At 38.0% G+C, this 22,106-nt stretch carries 13 protein-coding genes; 7 read left to right on the top strand and 6 right to left on the bottom strand.

Features of this window, described 5'->3' with window-relative positions; translation table 11 throughout:
• The first annotated feature begins 38 nt into the window (after positions 1-38).
• Entirely contained in the window at positions 39-950 is a 912-nt protein-coding gene (locus H6G59_RS09480; protein ID WP_190713757.1) for a histone deacetylase family protein, read from the top strand.
• 162 nt (positions 951-1,112) lie between these two features.
• Here H6G59_RS09480 and H6G59_RS09475 read toward each other — a convergent pair whose 3' ends face one another.
• Positions 1,113-1,637, bottom strand: coding sequence for a GNAT family N-acetyltransferase (locus tag H6G59_RS09475; RefSeq protein WP_190713755.1), 525 nt, complete (start codon positions 1,635-1,637; stop codon positions 1,113-1,115).
• A gap of 283 nt (positions 1,638-1,920) precedes the next feature.
• Between H6G59_RS09475 and H6G59_RS27580 the strand changes: the two genes are divergently transcribed.
• The 5 genes from H6G59_RS27580 (at position 1,921) to H6G59_RS09455 (ending at position 13,954) form a co-directional block, all read left to right on the top strand.
• Positions 1,921-2,055 (top strand): hypothetical protein, encoded by a 135-nt coding sequence (locus H6G59_RS27580; RefSeq protein WP_277871992.1) that lies wholly within the window; start codon positions 1,921-1,923, stop codon positions 2,053-2,055.
• A 550-nt stretch (positions 2,056-2,605) separates the two neighbouring features.
• Complete coding sequence (locus H6G59_RS09470) at positions 2,606-3,970, top strand: UDP-N-acetylmuramoyl-tripeptide--D-alanyl-D-alanine ligase (RefSeq protein WP_190713754.1); 1,365 nt, start codon at positions 2,606-2,608, stop codon at positions 3,968-3,970.
• Positions 3,971-4,607: 637 nt separating this feature from the next.
• Complete coding sequence (locus H6G59_RS09465) at positions 4,608-6,464, top strand: putative bifunctional diguanylate cyclase/phosphodiesterase (protein WP_190713752.1); 1,857 nt, start codon at positions 4,608-4,610, stop codon at positions 6,462-6,464.
• Between the two features lie 11 nt (positions 6,465-6,475).
• The gene (locus H6G59_RS09460) at positions 6,476-7,852 is read left to right on the top strand and encodes a hybrid sensor histidine kinase/response regulator (protein ID WP_190713749.1); all 1,377 of its coding nucleotides are present in this window, start codon (positions 6,476-6,478) and stop codon (positions 7,850-7,852) included.
• Between the two features lie 66 nt (positions 7,853-7,918).
• Complete coding sequence (locus tag H6G59_RS09455; RefSeq protein ID WP_190713747.1) at positions 7,919-13,954, top strand: hybrid sensor histidine kinase/response regulator; 6,036 nt, start codon at positions 7,919-7,921, stop codon at positions 13,952-13,954.
• Positions 13,955-14,046: 92 nt separating this feature from the next.
• Here H6G59_RS09455 and H6G59_RS09450 read toward each other — a convergent pair whose 3' ends face one another.
• From H6G59_RS09450 to H6G59_RS09430, 5 genes are all read right to left on the bottom strand, one after another.
• On the bottom strand, positions 14,047-15,369 hold the full coding sequence (locus H6G59_RS09450) for a CO2 hydration protein (protein ID WP_190713745.1): 1,323 nt from the start codon (positions 15,367-15,369) through the stop codon (positions 14,047-14,049).
• A 35-nt stretch (positions 15,370-15,404) separates the two neighbouring features.
• Positions 15,405-15,995, bottom strand: a complete 591-nt coding sequence (locus H6G59_RS09445) for a CDP-alcohol phosphatidyltransferase family protein (protein WP_190713743.1) — start codon at positions 15,993-15,995, stop codon at positions 15,405-15,407.
• Between the two features lie 155 nt (positions 15,996-16,150).
• Positions 16,151-17,653 (bottom strand): NADH-quinone oxidoreductase subunit M, encoded by a 1,503-nt coding sequence (locus tag H6G59_RS09440; RefSeq protein WP_190713741.1) that lies wholly within the window; start codon positions 17,651-17,653, stop codon positions 16,151-16,153.
• A gap of 87 nt (positions 17,654-17,740) precedes the next feature.
• Entirely contained in the window at positions 17,741-19,600 is a 1,860-nt protein-coding gene (locus tag H6G59_RS09435; RefSeq protein WP_190713739.1) for an NAD(P)H-quinone oxidoreductase subunit F, read from the bottom strand.
• 369 nt (positions 19,601-19,969) lie between these two features.
• The gene (locus tag H6G59_RS09430; RefSeq protein WP_190713738.1) at positions 19,970-20,206 is read right to left on the bottom strand and encodes a hypothetical protein; all 237 of its coding nucleotides are present in this window, start codon (positions 20,204-20,206) and stop codon (positions 19,970-19,972) included.
• A 147-nt stretch (positions 20,207-20,353) separates the two neighbouring features.
• Between H6G59_RS09430 and H6G59_RS09425 the strand changes: the two genes are divergently transcribed.
• Entirely contained in the window at positions 20,354-21,895 is a 1,542-nt protein-coding gene (locus H6G59_RS09425; protein ID WP_190713736.1) for an FAD-dependent oxidoreductase, read from the top strand.
• The last annotated feature ends 211 nt before the right edge of the window (positions 21,896-22,106 follow it).

Raw genomic sequence — 22,106 nt, 5'->3', positions numbered from 1 at the left:
GGTTAGAATTGCATTCAGTATCTTGCTTGTTCCAGCCCATGCTACCAGTAATTTATTCTGATGAATTTTTAGAACATAAAACAGGACGCTATCATCCTGAGAAACCAGAACGCTTAACCGCCATTGTTAAAGCTTTAAAAGCTGCGAGTTTTGGCCAAAAAATTGAATGGCTATCTCCAACCACAAAACCCGGACAGATGTCTTGGATAGAAAAAGTCCATACTGCCAGATATGTTAACAAACTTAAAGAAATTGCTTCCACAGGCGGTGGTTATTTGGATGGAGACACCCCAGTTTCCCCCCGTAGTTATGATGTAGCATTGTTGGCGGTGAGTGCTTGGTTGGATGGGGTAGATGCTGTTTTAGCCACAGAAAATCCCGCATTTGTATTAGCGCGTCCACCGGGACATCATGCCGAAAGCGATGCAGGAATGGGGTTTTGCTTATTTTCCAATGCGGCCATTGCATCTGTCTATGCCTTAGAAAAACCGGGAATTAACCGTGTTGCCATCTTAGACTGGGATGTACATCACGGTAATGGTACTCAAGCCATAGTAGAAACTCACCCACAAATTGCATATTGTTCTCTACATCAGTACCCAGCCTATCCCGGTACTGGGAAAGCTTCCGAAAAAGGTTTTCATAATAATGTGTTAAATTTACCTATTCGTCCAGGTAGTGATATTACTGAATATCAACCCTTGTGGGAAAATAAAATCATCCCCTTTTTAGGCAATTTCCAGCCGGATTTATTAATTGTCAGTGCTGGTTATGATGCTAATGCTGATGATCCTTTAGCAAGTATGAATTTGCAGCCAGAAGATTATGGTTTATTCACAAAATATTGTTTAGGCTTAACTCGCAAAATCCTTTTTGGCTTAGAAGGCGGCTATGATTTACCAACACTTTCAGCATCAGTAATTGCCACCATTGAACCCTGTTTAAGTTAGTCGTATTCTTTTTTATAGCAGATTGCAGATCAATGAGGTACAGAATCAAAATTGAAACCTAGGCAGCAAGCCAGTTTTACTCCTGAACCGATAGCGCAGCGTGGTGTAAGCCATAGGTCTGCGAAGCGTCTCCTGAATTCTGCTGTAATCAGCCAGCATTGTTCATTTTTTGGGAATTCTATACTCGACTACATTTAAGATTTTACCACTCAAATTAGTATGCTCATATTCCCCTCCAATTTTACCTCCTAACTTTTCTGCGACTCTCTGGCTGGAAGTATTTGCCCGATCTACAGGATATCTCAAATATTCATAATCTAAGTTTTCATCAGCCCAGCTTTTTAAAGCTGTAATTGCTTCTGTTGCATAGCCTTGTCCATGTGCTGATTTTTTTAACCAAATTCCAGTTTGGGGATATTTACTATTAATTTGATTGATGCCACTACATCCTAAAAATTCTTGAGAATCTTTCCTTAAAAGCACAACTATTAAATTCTCTCCTTTTTCCATCTCTAGTAAAGATTGATTAATAAAAAATTCAGTATCTACAATTTTTCTAGGTGGACTGGCATATAAATATGTCGTAATTTCGGCAGTGAATTCCTGAAAAATATCTTCCTTATATTTGAGCGATATCGGCTTTAATAACAGGCGGTTTGTACATATTACTAAATGTAAAGATGTCATGATATTTGCTTAAGTAATAGTGACTGAATTTACTGTAAATTCACAAAAATTACGGTAATGAAGATTGCCCTAATTTTTACTTTCAGTATTTTTCTGTATTGTGCCTAACCAAATTTAGGTTAAATTCATGAAAACTTTAGCAAAAAAAATTTGTCATGATGTCCTGAATCATCTAAAGTTTTGTTAAGATGCAAGTGCTAGGAGTTAATCAAGAAAATTCAGTCATCAGGCTGTAGACAGATAAACCATACTAGCGCCAGCATAGAGTTTAAAGGCTGAACCAATGACTACCTACATTTTTTTTGACGATGCCCTCCGGATGCTTACCAATGCCTTCCTGTTTTCGGCAATACTGCTAATTGCAGCTTCTAGCATAGGTTTAGCCGTGATTGAGACAATTGAAAAGACAGAACACTAAATTTACACTTCACTGTACAGTTCTGACTGGAAACGCTTCAAGGTGCGTGTTCACACTGTGTCAATTCTTGGGAACAGTAAACACGCAATTTATTTTTTTGATAAAGAATACCTCTGTCTATTTTGTGTAGTTTCTAATATCTAGTCCGGCTAATTGCTGATCAAAAAAAACTCCTCGCCTCCGCCCTAATGATAAGTATTTAACCGGACACGACACCATCGGAAATAGGCAACAGGCATATATATTCCACTGATATTTTAACTAATTACTAATTCGTAATAGTGCCTACGGTCCTGCTAGAGATACGTAATAATGCCGACCGCAGGCTACGCCAACGTAATTTTTGGGTTTAATTCCCCTTCGTCTATAGGTGGATTTGTTTGAGTCGGGGTCTAAATCCTCCTCTCAAACAGTCTTTAATTACGAATTATTTTTATATTTTGACCCCAAGGATTGTAGGATTTGGTAGAAGATATCTTCCTTCAATCCTTGCTAGTGTAGGTTCGCTGTTTTTTAAATTTAAAACTAAGACACCCTAAAATTTATCAGTATGCCTGTTTCTGCCACTCTATCCCAACTGGTTGAAGTTCTTTTAGCCCAACCAGTGAATTTATCTGCATCTGCTTTAGCCCAATTGGGCAGTGGTATTCAAACAGACACCCGAATGTTGCAAGCGGGTGAAGTGTTTGTGGCTTTGCGGGGCGAAAAGTTTGATGGACATGAGTTTGTACCGATGGCGATGGCTTTTGGTGCGATCGCAGCAATTGTCGATTATGCTTATGAAAATCCTGGGATTCCTGTATTGCAGGTGAAAGACACTCTTCAGGCATATCAGCAAATTGCGAGATGGTGGCGTGAAAGTTTTTCTGTTCCTGTAATTGGAGTAACAGGTTCGGTGGGAAAAACGACAACAAAAGAACTAATAGCCGCAGTTTTAGCCACCAAAGGACAAGTTCACAAAACTTATGGGAATTTCAATAACGAAATCGGTGTGCCAAAAACTCTCCTGGAACTGGGTACAGAACATGATTTTGCTGTCATAGAAATGGCGATGCGGGGAAGAGGACAAATTGCCGAACTAACGCAAATCGCAAAACCAACAATTGGCGTAATTACCAATGTGGGAACAGCACATATTGAATTACTCGGTTCAGAAGCAGCCATAGCCGCAGCTAAATGTGAGTTATTAGCCGAAATGCCTGCTAATAGTGTGGCAATTCTCAATTATGACAGTCCCCTGTTAATGGAAACCGCAGCGAAATTTTGGCAGGGGAAAGTTATCAGTTACGGTTTTTCTGGTGGCGATATCCAAGGAAAATTAATTGACAATGAAGTTGTAGAAGTGGCAGGAATGCGTTTACCTTTACCCTTGCCCGGTCGTCACAATGCTACTAATTTTTTGGCGGCTTTAGCTGTAGCCCAGGTATTAGAAATTGATTGGGCATCTCTACAAAATGGTGTCATGGTGAATATGCCGACAGGCAGATGCCAACGCTTTACTTTACCTAATGATGTTTTAATTTTAGATGAAACCTATAATGCTGCCCCAGAAGCCATGTTAGCAGCGTTGCAGTTATTGGCAGATACTCCCGGAAAGCGGAAAATTGCCGTATTAGGTGCAATGAAGGAATTAGGAGAAAGATCCCAACAACTGCATCAACAAGTAGGGGAAATGGTGCAGAATTTGCAGTTAGACGGTTTGCTGGTTTTGGTGGATGGACAAGATGCAGAAACTATCGCCAAAAGTGCTATTGGTATACCTTCTGAGTGTCTTACTACTCATGGGGATTTGGTAGCCAGATTGAAGAATTATATGCAGGAGGGCGATCGCTTATTATTCAAAGCAGCCCATTCCGTAGGATTAAATCGGGTAGTCAATCAGTTGCGGGCAGAAATGACCACCGGGAGTCAGTAAAAATTAAGTAGTCGTGCAAAATAAATTGCATATTTAGGGGAGGGAATAGGGAATAGGGAATAGTTTCAACCATTTGCTATCGATAAATTTTCCTCCCAGTCCCCTCAAAATGCTTTCTTTTTGAAACTCCTCCTGGAAAAATCTTGCACTTTTTTCACATCAAATAGTCTGAAAGCCTTGTCTATTAGTGTTTTTACGTTTATTCAGCCAGCCCTAATTAAAGCTACAAATGAATATCCCTGTCCCCGTGTCTCCGCATCCCCGCATCCTCGTGTCCCCGCGTCTCCGCGTCACCTGCGATAAAACGGTATTAAGCCACTTTTCATACTGTCACGTGCCATATTGTGTTCCGTTAAAGACTTATAATTAGGGCTGACGCGGAGATGGGAGAAGAGATGACGGGTCGATTTTTTTTGATAAGTAATTAAGCGAACATCATATCACCTGCTATATTTACGCAGGTTTACTGACCTCGCTTTTTTTCCTATTCAGAGTTCCCTATTCAAAGCTTCCACGAGTAAATATGGCTACGCCATACAAACTCTCATAAATCAAACTAGATTGCTATGTATCAATACAACTTGATACTTTACAAAGATCCTTTTAAACTGAAATCATGAGATTTCTATACAAGTCTATGCAAACAGAGCCAGCAGTCCAAATATTGATTGTGGATGATAATCCAGAGAATTTAAGAATTCTGTTCACTTTCTTAACAGAGTCTGGATTTAGAGTTTTGGTTGCTACAAATGGTCAAGATGCTTTAAATAAATTAGAGTATGTTACTCCCGATTTGATTTTATTGGATGTCATGATGCCTATGATTGATGGTTTTGAAGTTTGCCGTCGTCTTAAAGTCAATCAGGCTCAAGAAATTCCTATCATTTTCATGACTGCTTTAACTGATACAGAGAAGAAAGTTGAAGGATTAAATTTAGGAGCAGTTGATTATATTACCAAACCATTTCAGCATCAGGAAGTTTTAACCCGCATACAATTGCATTTAAAACTGAATAGCTTAACTCGCTCTCTTCAAGAAAATAATCAACAACTTTCTCAAGAAATTGTAGCTCGTCAGATAGCAGAAACAGAATTGCAAAAACTCAATCAGGACTTAGAACAAAGAGTAATTGAGCGAACTCAGGCATTAAGTTTGGCACTAAATGAACTTCAGCAGCGAGAGGAAAAACTCATCTATACAGCTTTTCATGACTCTATAACAGGAGTGTTTAATCGTACTTGGTTAATGCAATATTTGTCAAACTTTTCCGCACAGCAGCAATTAAAAGATGACTCAGCAATTTTATTTCTTGACCTAGATAATTTTAAAAATGCAAATGATCGTCTTGGACATATTATTGGTGATAAATTACTAAAAAAAGTTACCGAAAGACTTTATAAATGCACACATGGCAACGGAAAAATAGTACGTTTAGGAGGAGATAAATTTATAATTTTTCTGCCTAATAAAGATGGTATTGAATATATAAAAGCGATTGCTAAATGTATTATTGAACAATTACATATACCTTTTCAAATCGACGAATATCAAATTTATATTGGTGTCAGCATTGGTATTTTACCCTCTACTCTCAAATATCATCAACCCACTGATATCCTTCGTGATGCAGATGCAGCGATGTACGAAGCAAAACGTTCTGGAAAAGGTCGCTATGTCTTATTCACTTCAGAAATGCAAGCTCGAACTTTAGAGCGGATTCAGTTGGAAATTGAACTACGTCAAGGAATTGAAAGAAAGGAATTTTGCCTTTACTATCAACCCATATTTTGTCTCAATTCTCAAAAATTAATTGGTTTTGAAGCTTTAATTCGTTGGTTACACCCAAAACAGGGATTACTCTCACCGAATAAATTCATTAACCTAGCAGAAGAAATTGGTTTGATTCAGGCTTTAGATTTATTATCTTTGCAGTTAGCTTGTCAACAAATACGTCAGTGGCAACAGGAATTTGCTATTATTGATTCCCTCGTATTTAATGTTAATTTATCTTCTGTAAAAATCCAACATTTAGAACTAGTAGAACAAATTAAATACATTATTAATGAAAATCAAATATCACCTGCACTTCTTAAATTAGAAGTAACAGAAACTGCTTTTATTGAAGAATTCAGTATTACCACTCAAGTTTTAGAAAAAATTCATGATCTTGGTGTTCAACTTTGTATTGATGATTTCGGAACAGGATACTCATCTTTCAGCCGATTTTATAAATTTCCAGTGAGTTCAATAAAAATTGATCGCTCATTTATTGAGCGTCTAGATTATGGTATAGAAGGAACAGCCATTGTCAAAACCATGATTTCCTTCGCACACTGCCTAGGAATTAATGTTGTTGCCGAAGGTATTGAAACCCAAACACAACTAGAAAAATTAAAAGAGTTAGGTTGTGAATTTGGACAAGGATATTTATTCTATAAACCTTTACCTAGTGAACAAGTAAATCATATCTTATCTAATTGTTTAATTAATTAAATGGAGAAGCTATGAAAAACCCTGAACAAACTACTCTTTTAATTGTAGATGATAACCCCACTAATATTAAAGTTCTCTTTGACTTTTTACGAGAATCTGGATTTAGAGTTTTGATTGCTAATGATGGGAAAACTACCCTAGAACGTCTTGATATTGCTACACCAGATTTAATTTTACTTGATGTAATGATGCCAGGACTAGATGGATTTGAAACTTGTAAATGTATTAAATCACAGCCAAAATTTCAGAACATTCCTATCATTTTTATGACTGCTTTAGTAGATGCTGAAAATAAAGTTAAAGGATTTTCATCCGGGGCAGTTGATTATATTACTAAACCTTTTCAACAAGAAGAGGTATTAATGCGAGTTAATCTGCATCTTAAACTACAGAACTTAACTCAGCAATTGACCAAAAACAATAATAGTTTAGTTGAGCTAAATGCATCTTTAGAACAGCGAATCCAAGAACGTACTTTAGAACTTAAAAAAGCTCAATCGCAATTAATTTTAAATGAAAAAATGTCTTCACTGGGACAGTTAGTAGCTGGTATTGCCCATGAAATTAATAATCCAGTTGGCTTTATTAATGGCAATCTCAAATATGCATATGATTATACACAAGATATCATAAATTTGGTGCGAATGTATCAAAAATACTACCCTGAACCAGTCACAGAAATCGCAGCTAAGTTAGCAGAAGTTGATTTTGATTATCTGGCACAAGATTTTCCTAAATTACTAGAATCTTTACAAGAAGGAACTAACAGAATTGCCAATATTAGTAAATCAATGCGGACATTTTCACGGGTAGATACAGATGTTAAAATTAAATTTAACATTCATGAAGGTTTAGATAGTACACTGTTAATTCTCGGACATAGACTAAAAGCAAATGAACAACATCCAGAAATTATAGTCATCAAAGATTACAGTAATTTACCAGAAATAGAGTGTTACCCGGGACAAGTTAACCAGGTATTTATGAATATCTTAGCCAATGCCATTGATGCGGTGGAAGAAACCAATAATGGTCGCCAATTTGCCGATATTCAAGCTCGACCTAATTATATTTATATTCGGACTAAATTACAAGATGATCAGCACATTTGTATTTACATTAAAGATAATGGTATAGGTATAAGTCCTGAGATCAAAAATCAGTTATTTGAACATTATATGACTACTAAAGCAGTGGGAAAAGGAACGGGATTAGGATTAACTATCTCTCGTGAAATTATTGAAGAAAAACATGGTGGTAAGTTGGAATTTACATCTATTCATGGACAAGGAACAGAGTTTGTAATTCAACTGCCATTGTTCACCTCTAACAATTACAGCAGAATTCAGGAGTCAGGAGTCAGGAATAAAACTGGCGAATGTGTCTAGGTTACAATTTAGATTCTGTACCTCATTGATCTGCAATCTGCTGTAAGAATAGATCCTGAATTATTTATGATAAATCAAACTAATCAACTGTTGTTATCTTTACCTGGTTACGAAATCACCTCTGAACTAATTTTTAATAGTAAAAATGCTATATATCGTGGTTATAGGATCATAGATAAATGTCCTGTTGTCCTCAAAACTTTTAGTCATCATTTACCCCTACCAGAACAAGTAGCTGAATTAAAACAGGAATATGAGGTACAACGACAACTACAACTGCCAGGAGTCGTTCAGGCTTATGCTTTAGAAAAGGTCAACAATCAGCCAATTCTTGTACTAGAAGACTTTGGTGCAGAGTCACTGGCGCGTTTGGAGTTAGCAGGTAAGTTAGAATTATCCGAATTTCTAGAGTTAGCAATTTCTATCACCATTGCATTGGGACAAGTTCATGCAGCTGGCATTATTCACAAAGATATTAATCCCCACAATATTGTCTTCAATCAATCAACTGGACAAATCAAACTAATTGATTTTGGCATATCCACAGTACTTGCACGGGAAAAGTCCACCCTCAAACATCTACAAACTCTAGAAGGAACACTACCTTATATTTCCCCAGAACAAACGGGAAGAATGAACCGAGATATTGATTATCGCAGTGATTTTTATTCTTTGGGTGTGACTTTTTACGAACTAATTACAGGCAATTTACCATTTCCGGGAAGTGATGCCCTAGAAGTTGTTCATGCACACATTGCCAAACAACCTATTTCACCATACCAATTAACAGAAGGACATTGCCCCGAAGCTATATCTAATATTATTTTACAACTGATGGCGAAAAATGCAGAAGATCGCTATCAGTCTGATTATGGCTTGCAGCGAGACTTAGAGCAATGTTTGTATGAATTACAAACTCAGGGAATGATACAGATTTTTCCCTTGAGTTACCGCGATGCTAAGGATAAGTTTATTCTGCCACAAAAGCTTTATGGAAGGGAACAAGAACGGCAACAGCTACTGGCAGCTTATGAACGCGTTAGTCAAGGACAGTGTGAATTAGTATTAGTTAAAGGTTATTCTGGTGTTGGCAAATCTGCTTTGGTGCGAGAAATTCATCAACCCATGACTGCCAAGCGGGGGAATTATATATCTGGAAAATACGATCAATACCAGCGTAATATTCCTTATTATGCCTTAACACAAGCATTTAATGAATTGTGCGATCGCCTTCTTGCAGAACCAGAAGAGATATTAATCCAATGGAATCAGAGAATTATCCAGGCAGTAGGTAACAACGGCCAAGTTTTAATTGATGTTATTCCCTCCCTAGAACGAGTTATTGGCACTCAACCACCAGTCACTCCCGTTGGTTTGCAAGAAGCACAAAACCGCTTTCAACTCCTATTTCAAAACTTTATCCAAGCCATTTGCTGTCCCGAACATCCCCTAGTTATCTTCATTGACGACTTACAATGGGCAGATACATCATCCCTAAGTCTACTGCAATCATTAATGCAAGACTTCTCCCACCAATCCCTATTGATTATTGGTGCTTACCGGGATAATGAAGTTGATATAACCCACTCACTCAAATTAGCACTAGACTCAATTCAACAGTCTGGGGCTACTATTTCTACTATTGAACTGCAAAACTTGAGCATTGCCAATGTGAATTCTCTTATCGCTGATGCACTCTTAACACAACCTGAATATACACATTCTTTGAGTGAATTAGTTTACAGTAAAACTCAAGGTAACGCTTTTTTTACTAATGAATTTCTCAAATCTCTTTACACCGAAGGCTTACTAAAATTTTATCATCAAAAGCGGCAATGGCAGTGGGATATAGGAAAAATTAACCTGCAAAATATCACTGATAATGTAGTTGATTTAATGATTAGTAAAATTGCTCAACTACAGCCGACAACTCAACAGTGTTTACAATTAGCCGCTTGCATAGGCAATCAATTTGATTTAGCGACATTAGCTATTATTTGTCAGCGTCCAATCCAAACGACATTGACTGAAATTTGGACAGCTATTACATCCGGCTTTATCATTCCCTTAAATGACAAATATAAATTACTAAATATTCAAACCTATCAACAGCCAATTAACCATGAAATAAAATTTAAATTTCAGCATGACCGCGTACAACAAGCTGCTTATTCATTGATGGACACTGCCCAGAAACAAGCCACTCATTTACAAATTGGGCGCTTATTACTGGCACAAAACACTCCCAACCAACAAGAATCAGAGATTTTTGAAATTGTCAACCAATTTAATAAAGTTATTCCCCTAATTAGAGAGGAAAGCGAACAGTTACAAATAGCAGAATTAAACTTGAAGGCAGGTCAGAGAGCCAAAGCTACCAGCGCTTATGTTTCCGGTTTTCAATACTTAGCCACAGGAGTCGAATTACTACCTAAAAACCACTGGCAATCCTATTACAATCTCAGTCTTAAGTTGTATGAAGAAGCAGCAGAGGCAGCATATCTAAGTGGTGATTTACAGCAGACAAATCAACTTACTGATGTGATTTTACAACAAGCAACCAATCTCTTAGAGAGAATTACCACTTACGAAATAAAACTCCAAGCTTATGTGGCTCAAAACCGTTTCTTAGAAGCTATTAACTTGGGACTGGATATACTTGAGCAGTTAGGAATCGAGTTTCCAGCTTCCTCTACCCAGGCAAATATTAGCATAAAATTGCAGTATCTCCAGTCTCACTTACATGACAAAACTGTTGCTGACTTGCTAGAATTGCCGTTGATGACTGACCCTACACAACTAGCAGCTATCCGCATTTTATTAACAATTGCGGCAGCAGCTTATGTGAGCGCTCCAGATTTATATATCCTCATTATCTTGCAATTAGTAAAATTGTCCATTGAGTTTGGAAATGCTAGAGGATCTACCTATGGATATGCAGCTTACGGTTTGCTACTATGTGGTGTTTTTAGTGAAATTACCACTGGGTTTGAATTCGGTCAATTAGCTTTACGGTTACTAGAAAAATTAAATGCTCAGGAGTTTCGCTCTAAAACTTTTTTAATTGTCAATTCTTTTATCAACCATTGGCAAAGTCATGTTAGTACTACATTAAAACCGTTGTTAGCTGGCTATCCAATAGGTGTAGAAACGGGAGATTTAGAGTTTGGTAGTTACTGTGTTTTTAATTATTTTAGCCATCAGTTTTTATTAGGAAAAGAACTGAAAAGCTTAAGTGAGGAAATGACAACTTACATGACATTACTTGGTCAACTTAAGCAGCAAACAACTTTGAACTGGTTGCGTATTTATCAACAATTAACATTCAATTTTCTGGGTGCAGTCGAAAATAATTGCTGTTTGAAGGGTACAAGTTATGATGTAGAATTAATGTTGCCTATTCATCAAACCATAGGTGATCGCACTGCCATAGCTGTGATTTATAATTATCAATTAATGCTTTGTTATTTATTTGGTAATTATACCCAAGCGCGGATTAATTCGGAATTAGGTAAACAATATTTAGATGCAGTTGTGGGGTTATTAATTTCCACTAATTTCTATTTTTACGATTCTCTAAGCTATTTGGCAGTTTATCATCAGTCCTCTGTGGCAGAACAAACAGAAATTCTCGATCAGGTGCAGATCAATCAAGCAAAAATGCAACTATGGGCAAATCACGCCCCGATGAATTTTTTACATAAATGGTATCTAGTCAAAGCAGAAACATATCGTATATTAAAACAGCCTTTAGAGGCAATGGAATATTATGATTTAGCTATTGCGGGAGCAAAAGAAAATGAATATATCCAAGAAGAAGCCTTAGCAAATGAACTAGCAGGGCAATTTTATTTAGAGTTAGGGAGAGAAAAAATAGGGATTGTCTATCTCCAAGAAGCCTACTATGGTTATTTACGTTGGGGTGCATTAGCAAAAATTACAGATTTAGAAGCCCGTTATCCCCAATGGTTGAGAATAACCGCTCCTCTATCTACAACTCGCTCAGTTAATAGTTCTACCTCTTCTGCAAACTTAGATTTTGCAAGTATTATTAAAGCATCCCAAGCATTAAGTAGTGAAATTATTCTCCATCATCTTCTAGATAAACTAATGAAGATTGTGTTAGAGAATGCAGGTGCATCTAAAGGTTATTTAGTTCTAAAAAAAGAGAATGATTGGATGCTAGAAGCAGAAGGAAAAATAAATAATCAAACAATACAAATTTTTGCTTCTACCCCTTTAAATGAAATTTCCAAAACATCCATACCCAAGTCTATTCTGAATTACGTAGCTCGGACGCAAGAAATTATCGTTTTAAATACTGTGAATCCTTACGGAAATTTTAGTAAAGACCCGTATATTGAAATAGAAAAACCTAAATCTATACTCTGCACTCCTATCCTCAATCAAGGGAAAATTATTGGTCTTTTGTATCTAGAAAATCAACTCACCTCTGGAGCATTTACTCCTGAACGGTTAGAGGTTTTACATCTCCTCACAGCACAAGCAGCAGTTTCTATTGAAAATGCCTTGTTATATCAAAACTTAGAACAAACAAAGCAACAAGTTGAGGAATATTCTCGGACTTTAGAAGTCAAGGTGGAAGAACGCACCAAAGAACTAGCACAAGCTAAACAAACAGCAGAGTTGGCAAACCAAGCTAAAAGCGAATTTTTAGCGAGTATGAGTCATGAACTGCGGACACCACTCAATGGTATTCTTGGCTATACCCAAATTATGCAACGATGGCTACGCCAACCACAGGCATCGCACTTATTACTACAAACCCAATCATCACCCCCAATAGAGCAGCATCGTCATGGGGTGCAGGTTATTCATGAATGTGGTACTCACTTGCTTAATTTGATCAATGATGTGTTGGATTTAGCTAAAATTGAAGCTCGGAAAATGGAGCTTTACCCCCAAGAGTTAAACTTAAGTTCATTTTTATCTAGTATTGTAGAAATGCTGCGCGTCCGCATTCATCAAAAAGATATTGTTTTTCACTACAAAGCTGATACCAATTTACCTGAAAATGTTTTTGTAGATGAAAAACGCCTCCGACAAGTTTTAATTAACTTATTGAGTAATGCCATTAAATTCACAGACGCAGGTAGTGTGACTTTTGCAGTGGATTTATTAGAGTTGAATGTTGCTGATACTACTTCCACAGCTTGTATCCGCTTTACTATTAAAGATACGGGAGTGGGAATGAATCCAGAACAATTAGAAAAGATATTTCAGCCATTTGAGCAGGTGGGAGCTAGAGTTAAACAAATTGAAGGAACTGGTTTAGGTTTGTCTATTAGTCAGCGAATTGTAGAATTGATGAATAGCCAAATTCAAGTTAGCAGTATTTTGGGTGAAGGTAGCAGTTTTTGCTTTGTAGTTACATTACCTGTGATTACTCAATCAAATATCAAGAATAAAACTCATAATCAAGGACAAATTATTGGTTATTCAGGTGAGAAACGCCGGATTTTAGTTGTTGATGACAACCAAATTAATCGAAAAGTTTTAATTGAGTTACTGCAATCTTGGGGGTTTATCTGTGCAGAAGCTAGTAATGGGGCAGAAGGTTTGACCCAAGTTATTTCTTGGCAACCGGATTTAGTAATTACTGATATCATTATGCCTGTAATGGATGGGTTTGAATTTACGCGACGGTTGCGAGAAGATTACCAGTTAAATGATTTGATTATTATTGCTTGGAGTGCCAGAAGTTTAGGTATTAAAAATAATAATGCAGCTAGTTTAGAAGTAATTTGTAATGACTTTCTCCCAAAACCAATTCAATCTGAAGAATTACTTCTTTGCTTACATAAACATCTTCAAGTAGAGTGGGTGTATGAACAGCCATCAAGTTACATTTCTACACCTCTAGAAATTAGTGAGGCTACCCTCAAAGTTCCACCAATTGAAGAACTACAAAACATATACAATGCTGCCATTATTGGTGACATTGCCGAAATTGAACTGCAAGCAAAACGGATCAAGCAATTAGATGGTCAGTATAGCCAATTCTGCGATCGCATTTTACAACTCGTCCAAAAATTTGATGTTCAAGCAATAGTTAAGCTTCTTAAAAAGACAGTGTTATGAACTGTATAGCAGGTGAACTCACACCTTGCACTTTCTCAATCAGGGTTGGTGGGCATTGCCCACCCTACAAAATTAGACTTTGATTTTCTCCTCTAGCGATAATCTTGTCTTTGAATATCCCTTAGCCTAGCAGCATCACGCATATTATAATCAGCACGGGTAAAGCGATTGATCTGCATTTCAAAAAAATCACGATTTGCCTGTAAATGCTTAGGATTTGTATCATCTAAAGGATACAAAAGCGCAGTTCTTAAAGCTTGAATTACCGCAGAGGTGACGTTATACATTGAACGTTGAAAAGTAATCCCCAACTGAATCAACATATCCTCCTCACCCCGGCAATATTTTTGGTAATAATCAATCAGATATTGGGGCAAGAAATGCAACATATCTTGCATTAATAATGTGGGTGGAATTCCTGCTGTTCCCACCGGAAACACATCAGCATAGAGAATACCATAGTGAAAGTCTTTTTGATCTTCGGGAACTTGTCCTGCTTGGGCATTATAGGATTTTGTCCCTCGGAAAGGTGCGGTACGATAAAAAACGGCTTCTACATAGGGTAATGCGGCTTCATATAACCAGGTGAAACCCTTAGATTTGGGAATGATTTCATAGCATTCGCCATCTACATATATATGATGATAAATGGGACGACCAGCAATAGCAAATATGCCATTTACTAAAAAATCCATTGCATCTGGAACGCCTTTAAAGCCACCTTCGTCATATATGTCAGACATTTCAAAAAACACTGGTGCCATTACTTCCCAAAATAAGCCCAAATTGGAATAGTAAGACATTTGGCGACACTGTTCCAAAAACATATCTGGAAACAGTTTGTACATTCCCATCATGAGGGGATTATTTTTAAAGTAAGCTGTAATTGCTTTATCAGCATTAGCTTTATATTCTTCTGAATCTAAATAAGCATCAAACTGATTTACTGGGGCGTACATTTTTCGATGCCACAACATTGCCCGCATACAAGCTTCTGCAAATTCCATGTTAATTCTGTCATGGAATAAATGATGCAATAATTTGGGCATTTTGAAAGTTTCACCTTTCTCCATAAATGCCAAAAGTTCAGGATGTGCAGTGGCTTCACCGCGCCAAATTCTCAAATCAGCATCATCACCAGCATAATGATTATGTAAATCCAAATACTCTTGAGGTAGGAAGTATTTAAAAAAGGGAAATGGGTTTAAAAACTCACGTTCAGCTATATAAAGTAAGTCTCGCCAGTAGAAATCCATCGGTACAGCATAGGCTTTGTAGATACCGATAATTTGCATTAAATTTTCTGGGGTATCTGGTAACATTGAACCGCCAGCTTCTAGACGATGAATAACTTCTGCAAATTCGTGTCTGGAGGGTGGTAATTTGGTTGTTGATTTTTCTGGAGTTTGTACCATTTTGATTTCCTGTAAAAAAAAGATGAAATATTGATTTATGGTGTAGAATTATTAGGCAAATCTTTACGTATTTTCAGGGCATGAAAAATACTCAAAACATCATGTTGCCATTCTGGCAGTATTAACGTCATGGCTATTTCCTCTAAGGTATGGATAAAGCCTGCGATGCAAGTTAGCCATAATGCAAAACCTGCGTAATTAAAGCCGAATAGGGAAACGATAGCAATGAATAAAGTTATGCCCCAAAATTTGGCTGAGTAGGTATGATAGCTGGCAGGTTTGCCATATTTGGTTAAGTTAACTATCCACCAAATTAATTGGGCAAAAACAACTGTTAGTAATGGGAAGCGATAAGTAATTAAAACATCTTTATGTAGTAGCCAAGCGCTGATAAAGATGCAACTAAAAAGGCAAACATCAGCCCAACTATCAGCTTGTCTTAATTCGGCTGTGCTAACACCTAACTTTCTGGCAATAATGCCATCAAAAATGTCAGAAATAAAAGCGGTGACAAAACCGATAATAAACCAAATACTGACTTGTCCATCAATAGCATCCCACAGGAGGAAAGGAGATATTAAAAAGCGAAATAGTACAAGACTGCTGGGAATAAAATTTAAGTTCATCCTTCCTCCTTCTTCCTTCTTCCTATCCCTACGGGACACTACGTGAATGTGTCCTTTGCTTCTCCTGTCGGAGACGCTGCACGAACGCAACGCTACCGCGAACGCGGTTCATTTAATCAAAATTCCTCTCGTGGGAAGAAAAGGACTTGATATAACTACTTCAAAGCAATTTCCGAGATTACAGTTTTTTCAGGAGTAGGAATTGCTGCCACCATTGATGTAGTTGTGGTTTCACTCCAACGCACTAACCAAGTTGGTTGCACTCCCAAAAAGATGATGAGAGATGCCAAAATCAAGGCGGGCATTTTTTCCGCCCAGACAACTTTAGGATAATAGGCTAAATTGTTTTGAAGTCTACCAAAACAGGTACGGTTGAGAAGAATGACAAAATAAACTGCGGTTAAACCAGATGCCACTACACATAAAAGTGTGGGAATAGGAAAGGTGGAAAAACTACCTTGAAAGGAGATAAATTCAGCTACAAAACCGCTTAAACCAGGGATACCAGCACTAGCCATTCCGCTTAAAACTAGTAGGGCGCTAATGAGAGGTAAACCACGTATGGGACTCATTAAACCGCTGAGTTTATCTAATTCTCTTGTCCCAACTTTGGCTTCTACAATACCTACCAAATGGAAAAGAATTGCGAGTATAATTCCGTGACTAAACATTTGGATAACTGCACCAACTAATGCCAAAGGTGTGCTGGCTGCGGCTGCTAGTAAAATATAGCCCATGTGTCCGATGGAACTATATGCTACCATGCGCTTGATGTCCTTTTGTGCGATCGCTATGACTGCCCCGTAAATAGCGTTAACAGCGCCCCAAATTGCTAAACTAGGCGCTATTACACTCCACGCTTGGGGAAACATACCCAGTCCAAACCGCAATAGTCCATAGGTTCCCAGCTTTGCTAATACACCACCCAGCAAGATAGCGATAGGTGCAGAAACTTCAACGTAAGCATCCGGTAGCCATGTATGGAAGGGAACTAAGGGCATTTTGATCCCAAACCCTAATACTATTCCCCCTAGAAGCAGTAACTGCATTCCGGCGGAAATGTTTTGGGTAGAAATGGCATCAAAAGCAAAACTGTGGGAACCAGTTAACCAGACCATACCCAAGAACGTTGCCAGAATCAAAGCCCCGGAAACTGCTGTATAAATCAAAAACTTGATTCCAGCATAAGCTCTTTTTTCTCCTCCCCAAATACAAATTAATAAATAAAAGGGGATTAATTCTAGTTCATAAAACAGGAAAAACAGCAGTAAATTCTCTGCTAGGAAAGCACCAGCAACACCACCACTCACTAATAAAACCATCGAGTAGTAAAGGCGGGGGCGTTCGGTGTTTTTGTTGCTACTATAAATAGCTATCCAAGTCAGAAAGCTATTTAAAACCAACATTAAAATTGATAGCCCATCAACTCCTAATTGATAGTTCAATCCCAGGGTTTCATTCCAAGGTAAATATTCTTGAAATTGCATTCCTGGATAACTGATATCAAATTTCAGGAGAATGAATACATTCCAGAGTAACACTATTCCCGCTACTGTTAAAGATACTATCCGGGCGCGACTTGGTTCGATGGCATTACCAGGCCAAAACCCAATAATTGCAGCCGATATAATTGGTATCCAAATTAAAACACTCAGCATAATAAATTATTCTCAAAATTTACAATTCAAAATTCACAACTTTTGAGGCAGATTTTTCCTACCGAACTATCTGCCATTATCTTACGTTCAGAATACCAAACTTAAAAACTGTATTCCCCAGAATGGCCAAGTTACCCACGCGCCCAACAAGCCAACTCCTACAAGAATGGTAAAGGCATAAAATTGAGTTTGTCCGGTGGTGCTGTATTTGAGTCCCTCTCCACCCAGAAGAGAAAACAAACCAACTAAATTAACGATGCCATCAATTACAAACCTATCCAGCATATCGGCGAATTTGGAAATTTGGGCAACACCGAAAATGATGGTTATTTTGTAGAGTTTTGGTGTGTAAAAGTCGTAAGCCAGTAAATCTTGTAACCCTTTCCAAGGCAGACGAATCGGTTTAGGAATGTTGCCTAAATAAATCACCCCACTGATGCCGCAACCGAAGATACTCGACCAAATTAAAAGTAGAGCGATATCTTTATTTAAGGTAGCCCAATTGGGTAGTAATGATAAGCTTTGCAATACTAAAGGCAGATGTAAAACAAAGCCTACTAAAATTACCATTGGTAAAACCATTGGCCAAAGAGCTTCAGGAGAACGTTCACTCATTTGTTTGGGTTTACCACCAAAAATTAAACCGAATTCTCTAGTTAAACTAAAGGCAGTTAAAGCATTGACAGCAATGATAATTCCCACCAACCCAGGGTGATTTGTCCAAAGTCCATCGGCTAATTTAAATAATGCCCAAAAGCTGCCTAGGGGTGGAAATCCAATGAAGCCCAAAGTCCCAACAATAAACGCTATTCCAGAAATGGGGCGACGTGTCCACAGCCCGCCTAATTGAGTTACATCTTGGGTAATGCTGTTCCAAACAATTCCCCCGGTACTCATTACTAATAATGCAGAAGCTAAAGCGTGGGTGAGGACTAATAAAAGTGCTGCCTCATCTTGTTGTGTTCCCACAGCAATAAACACTAAGCCCATGTAAGCACTGACAGAATAAGATAAACAGCGTTTAATGTCAATTTGTGCGATCGCAATTAACGAAGCACCAATTGCTGTCACCGCCCCAATGGCAACCATAGCCGAAGAAACTACGGGGGACAAGCTAAACACAGGTTGCAATTTAATCAGCACCCATGCACCACTTGCCACTACCACCGAATTCCGTAAAATCGTACTCGGCACAGGGCCTTCCATTGCTTCATCTAACCATAGATGCAGCGGAAATTGGGCGCATTTACCCATTGGCCCAGCAATTAACCCCAAACATACCAATGTCATCACAGTGGGGTCAACATTCGCAGTCGCCGCCCATTCAGCTAACTCTGTATAATTCCAAGTTCCGGCTAAAGGCCAAAGTCCCAATACCCCCGTTAGCAAAAACAAGTCTCCCACCCGTTTGGTTAAAAACGCATCTCTTGCACCTGTCACCACTAAAGGCTGACTAAACCATAAACCAACTAGCAGGTAAGTCCCCAGAGTCAGAACTTCTAAGATTACATAACTGAAAAACAAGTCATTACACAGAACTAACGCACCAAGACCAGCTTCAAATAATCCTAATAAAGAAAAGAAACGTCCCCAGCCCCAGTCCATTTCCATGTAACCAATGGCGAATATCTGCGCGAGAAAATTTAAGCCACTGATGACAATTAGCGCCCCTACACTTACCGAGGAAATTTCTAAATTAATAGTTAGGTCTAAGCCTGCGGTAGACAACCAAGGGATAAATACTTCTTGGGCTGGTTGATTCCAAGTAGCTGTGAAAGCAAAAACAGCATGAAAGAAGGAGAAAAACGTCATTACCAAGTTTACATATCCCGCCGGTCTTGGCCCCGTTTTCCGAATTATGCCCGGTGACCAGGGAACTGCCAAAAGACCCCCTATTAAAGCATAGACAGGAATCAGCCAAACAGTTTCTAGTAAGTACTGAGCCATTCAATTACCTCTATATTTGCAGCAAAACTTATAGCGATGACATCAATTAGCGTTGATCCCTATCAACGCAGTGACGACCACTAATGGAAATTTATCTTTGTTTAATATTGTTAGATTTAGCTTACCTTTATATGTCCCAAATGGGAATTACTTTCCTAGATAAATCCACGATATTTTCTGTAATTTATTCTTATAGTTCTATGGATTTAATTATTGAATAATAACCATTAACTTTTATCTATGGATTAAAAAGTCTGTAGAGGCAGACTTACTTACCCCGTAACGGGGACGCGGAGACACGGTGACACGGAGACACGGTGACACGGTGACACGGTGACATGGAGACACGGTGACATGGAGATATAGCAATTAGGAAACCAATTGATAATAAAATCTAGATCCCAAACGACTTCTCACACTATCACCTGTCACCTCTCTCCTATCACCTGCTATACTTTCTGCAATCACTGCTGGTGGGTGCAATTGACTCATGGGGGCAGGTTTCATATCTCGGTAGTCGAGAATTTGCACAACTATCAGGTAAGCAACAGCTAAAAGGATAGAAATCGCACCTGTAATAACGGCCACTATTTTTGAGCGATTCATAAATATTTCCTACAACTTAAGTTATTGTCTCGTTTCTATCTCCACATTGCCATAAACTCAAGACTTATAACAGTTAATAGCCAGCTTTTTCAAACTTTTGTCTGAAAAGATAATATCAAGATTAGAACTCTGCTGAAATTAACTGTTATGTCCCTAACTGAAGAAATTCTTTCTCAACTACCAGGAAATGTTTTAAGCGGTTTACGCCGCACGGATAATATTTTAACATCCCTGCGAACAGATAACACACCTATACCTAACGTAGTTAAAGAAAATCCACAATCTTTAAACTCTGTGGAATGGGATGTAATTATTTGTGGTGGAACTTTAGGAATTCTCATGGGTTGCGCTTTAGCTGTGCGCGGTGTGCGGGTAGCATTGCTGGAAAGGGGAATTTTGCAAGGAAGGGAACAAGAATGGAATATTTCCCGGAAAGAGTTGGAAGTATTTCGAGAATTGGACTTGCTAACAGCAGCAGAATTAGAAAAAACTATTGTCACAAAATATAACCCAGCACGAGTCAGCTTTCAAGGTGGTACAGAAGTTTGGGTAGAAGATGTCCTCAACATTGGTGTAGATCCTATTTATTTACTTGAAACCTTAAAAACAAGATTTATCAATGTTGGGGGAAAGTTATTTGAAAATACACCTTTTAGCGATGTAGTGGTTCACCCAAATGGTGTAAATGTAAATAACCAATTTACAGCAAGATTGTTGCTTGATGCAATGGGAAACCTTTCATCCATTAGCCAACAAGCACGTCAAGGTAAAAAACCAGATGCCCTTTGTTTAGTTGTCGGAAGTTGTGCAGAAGGATTTACTAAAAATGACTCTGGTGATTTGTTGTTATCTTTCACCGCTTTGCAAAATCAATGTCAATACTTTTGGGAAGCTTTCCCTGCAAAGGATGGTAGAACAACTTATTTATTTACCTATATGGATGCAAATCCACAACGCTTGAGTTTAGAAACTTTATTTGCAGAATATTTCCGTCTTTTACCAGAATATCAGGGCGTGGAACTTACTCAACTAAAGTTTAAAAGAGCGCTCTTTGGTTTTTTTCCCAGTTATCGTCAAAGTCCTCTCAAAACTCCTTGGAATCGCATTTTACCAGTGGGTGATAGTAGCGGCAATCAATCACCTTTGAGTTTTGGCGGTTTTGGGGCTATGGTACGTCATTTACAAAGGTTAACGTTGGGAATTGAAGAAGCATTACAAATAGATAAATTATCTGTTCAAGACTTGACAATATTGCAACCATATCAACCGAGTTTAAGTGTAACTTGGTTATTTCAAAAGGCAATGAGTGTGGGTGTAGAACAAAAAATTGACCCAAATCAAATTAACCAACTTCTCTCAGCCGTTTTTCAGGAAATGCAACAATTAGGAACTCCCGTACTTAAGCCATTTTTACAAGATGTGGTGCAGTTTGGAGCTTTAACACAAACATTGTTAAAAACTGGTTTATCTCATCCTTTGTTAGTTGCCAAAATAATTCCCCAAGTTGGTTTAGGTAGTTTGCTAGACTGGATGTTACATTACGTTAATTTATGTATTTATAGTGGCTTGTTTTCTATAAATTCCATGTTAAAACCATTAGTTAATAATCTACCCATTCAACAACAATATTATTGGCATCGTCTTGTAGATGCATGGAAGTTTGGTTCTGGTGGTGATTATTCTGAATAATCATAGACTTTCAAACCTGTGAAGAGTTAAGAATTCCCTACTATAGGACTACTATTTGATTTTTGAAATATACGTAGGGTGGGCAATGCCCACCAAAAACATGATATGGTGGGCATTGCCTACAAATACTTAGATATATTCAAGAATAAAATCGGATACCTATATCACCTTTGCCCTAATTACCCTCATCGGCTAAACTCAGAAATACTGC

The organism is Anabaena lutea FACHB-196, from assembly GCF_014698305.1.
In the GTDB taxonomy this organism is placed as follows: domain Bacteria; phylum Cyanobacteriota; class Cyanobacteriia; order Cyanobacteriales; family Nostocaceae; genus Anabaena; species Anabaena lutea.
The sequence above is the reverse complement of the archived record's forward strand: the minus strand, read 5'-3'. Positions and strand labels throughout refer to the sequence as shown.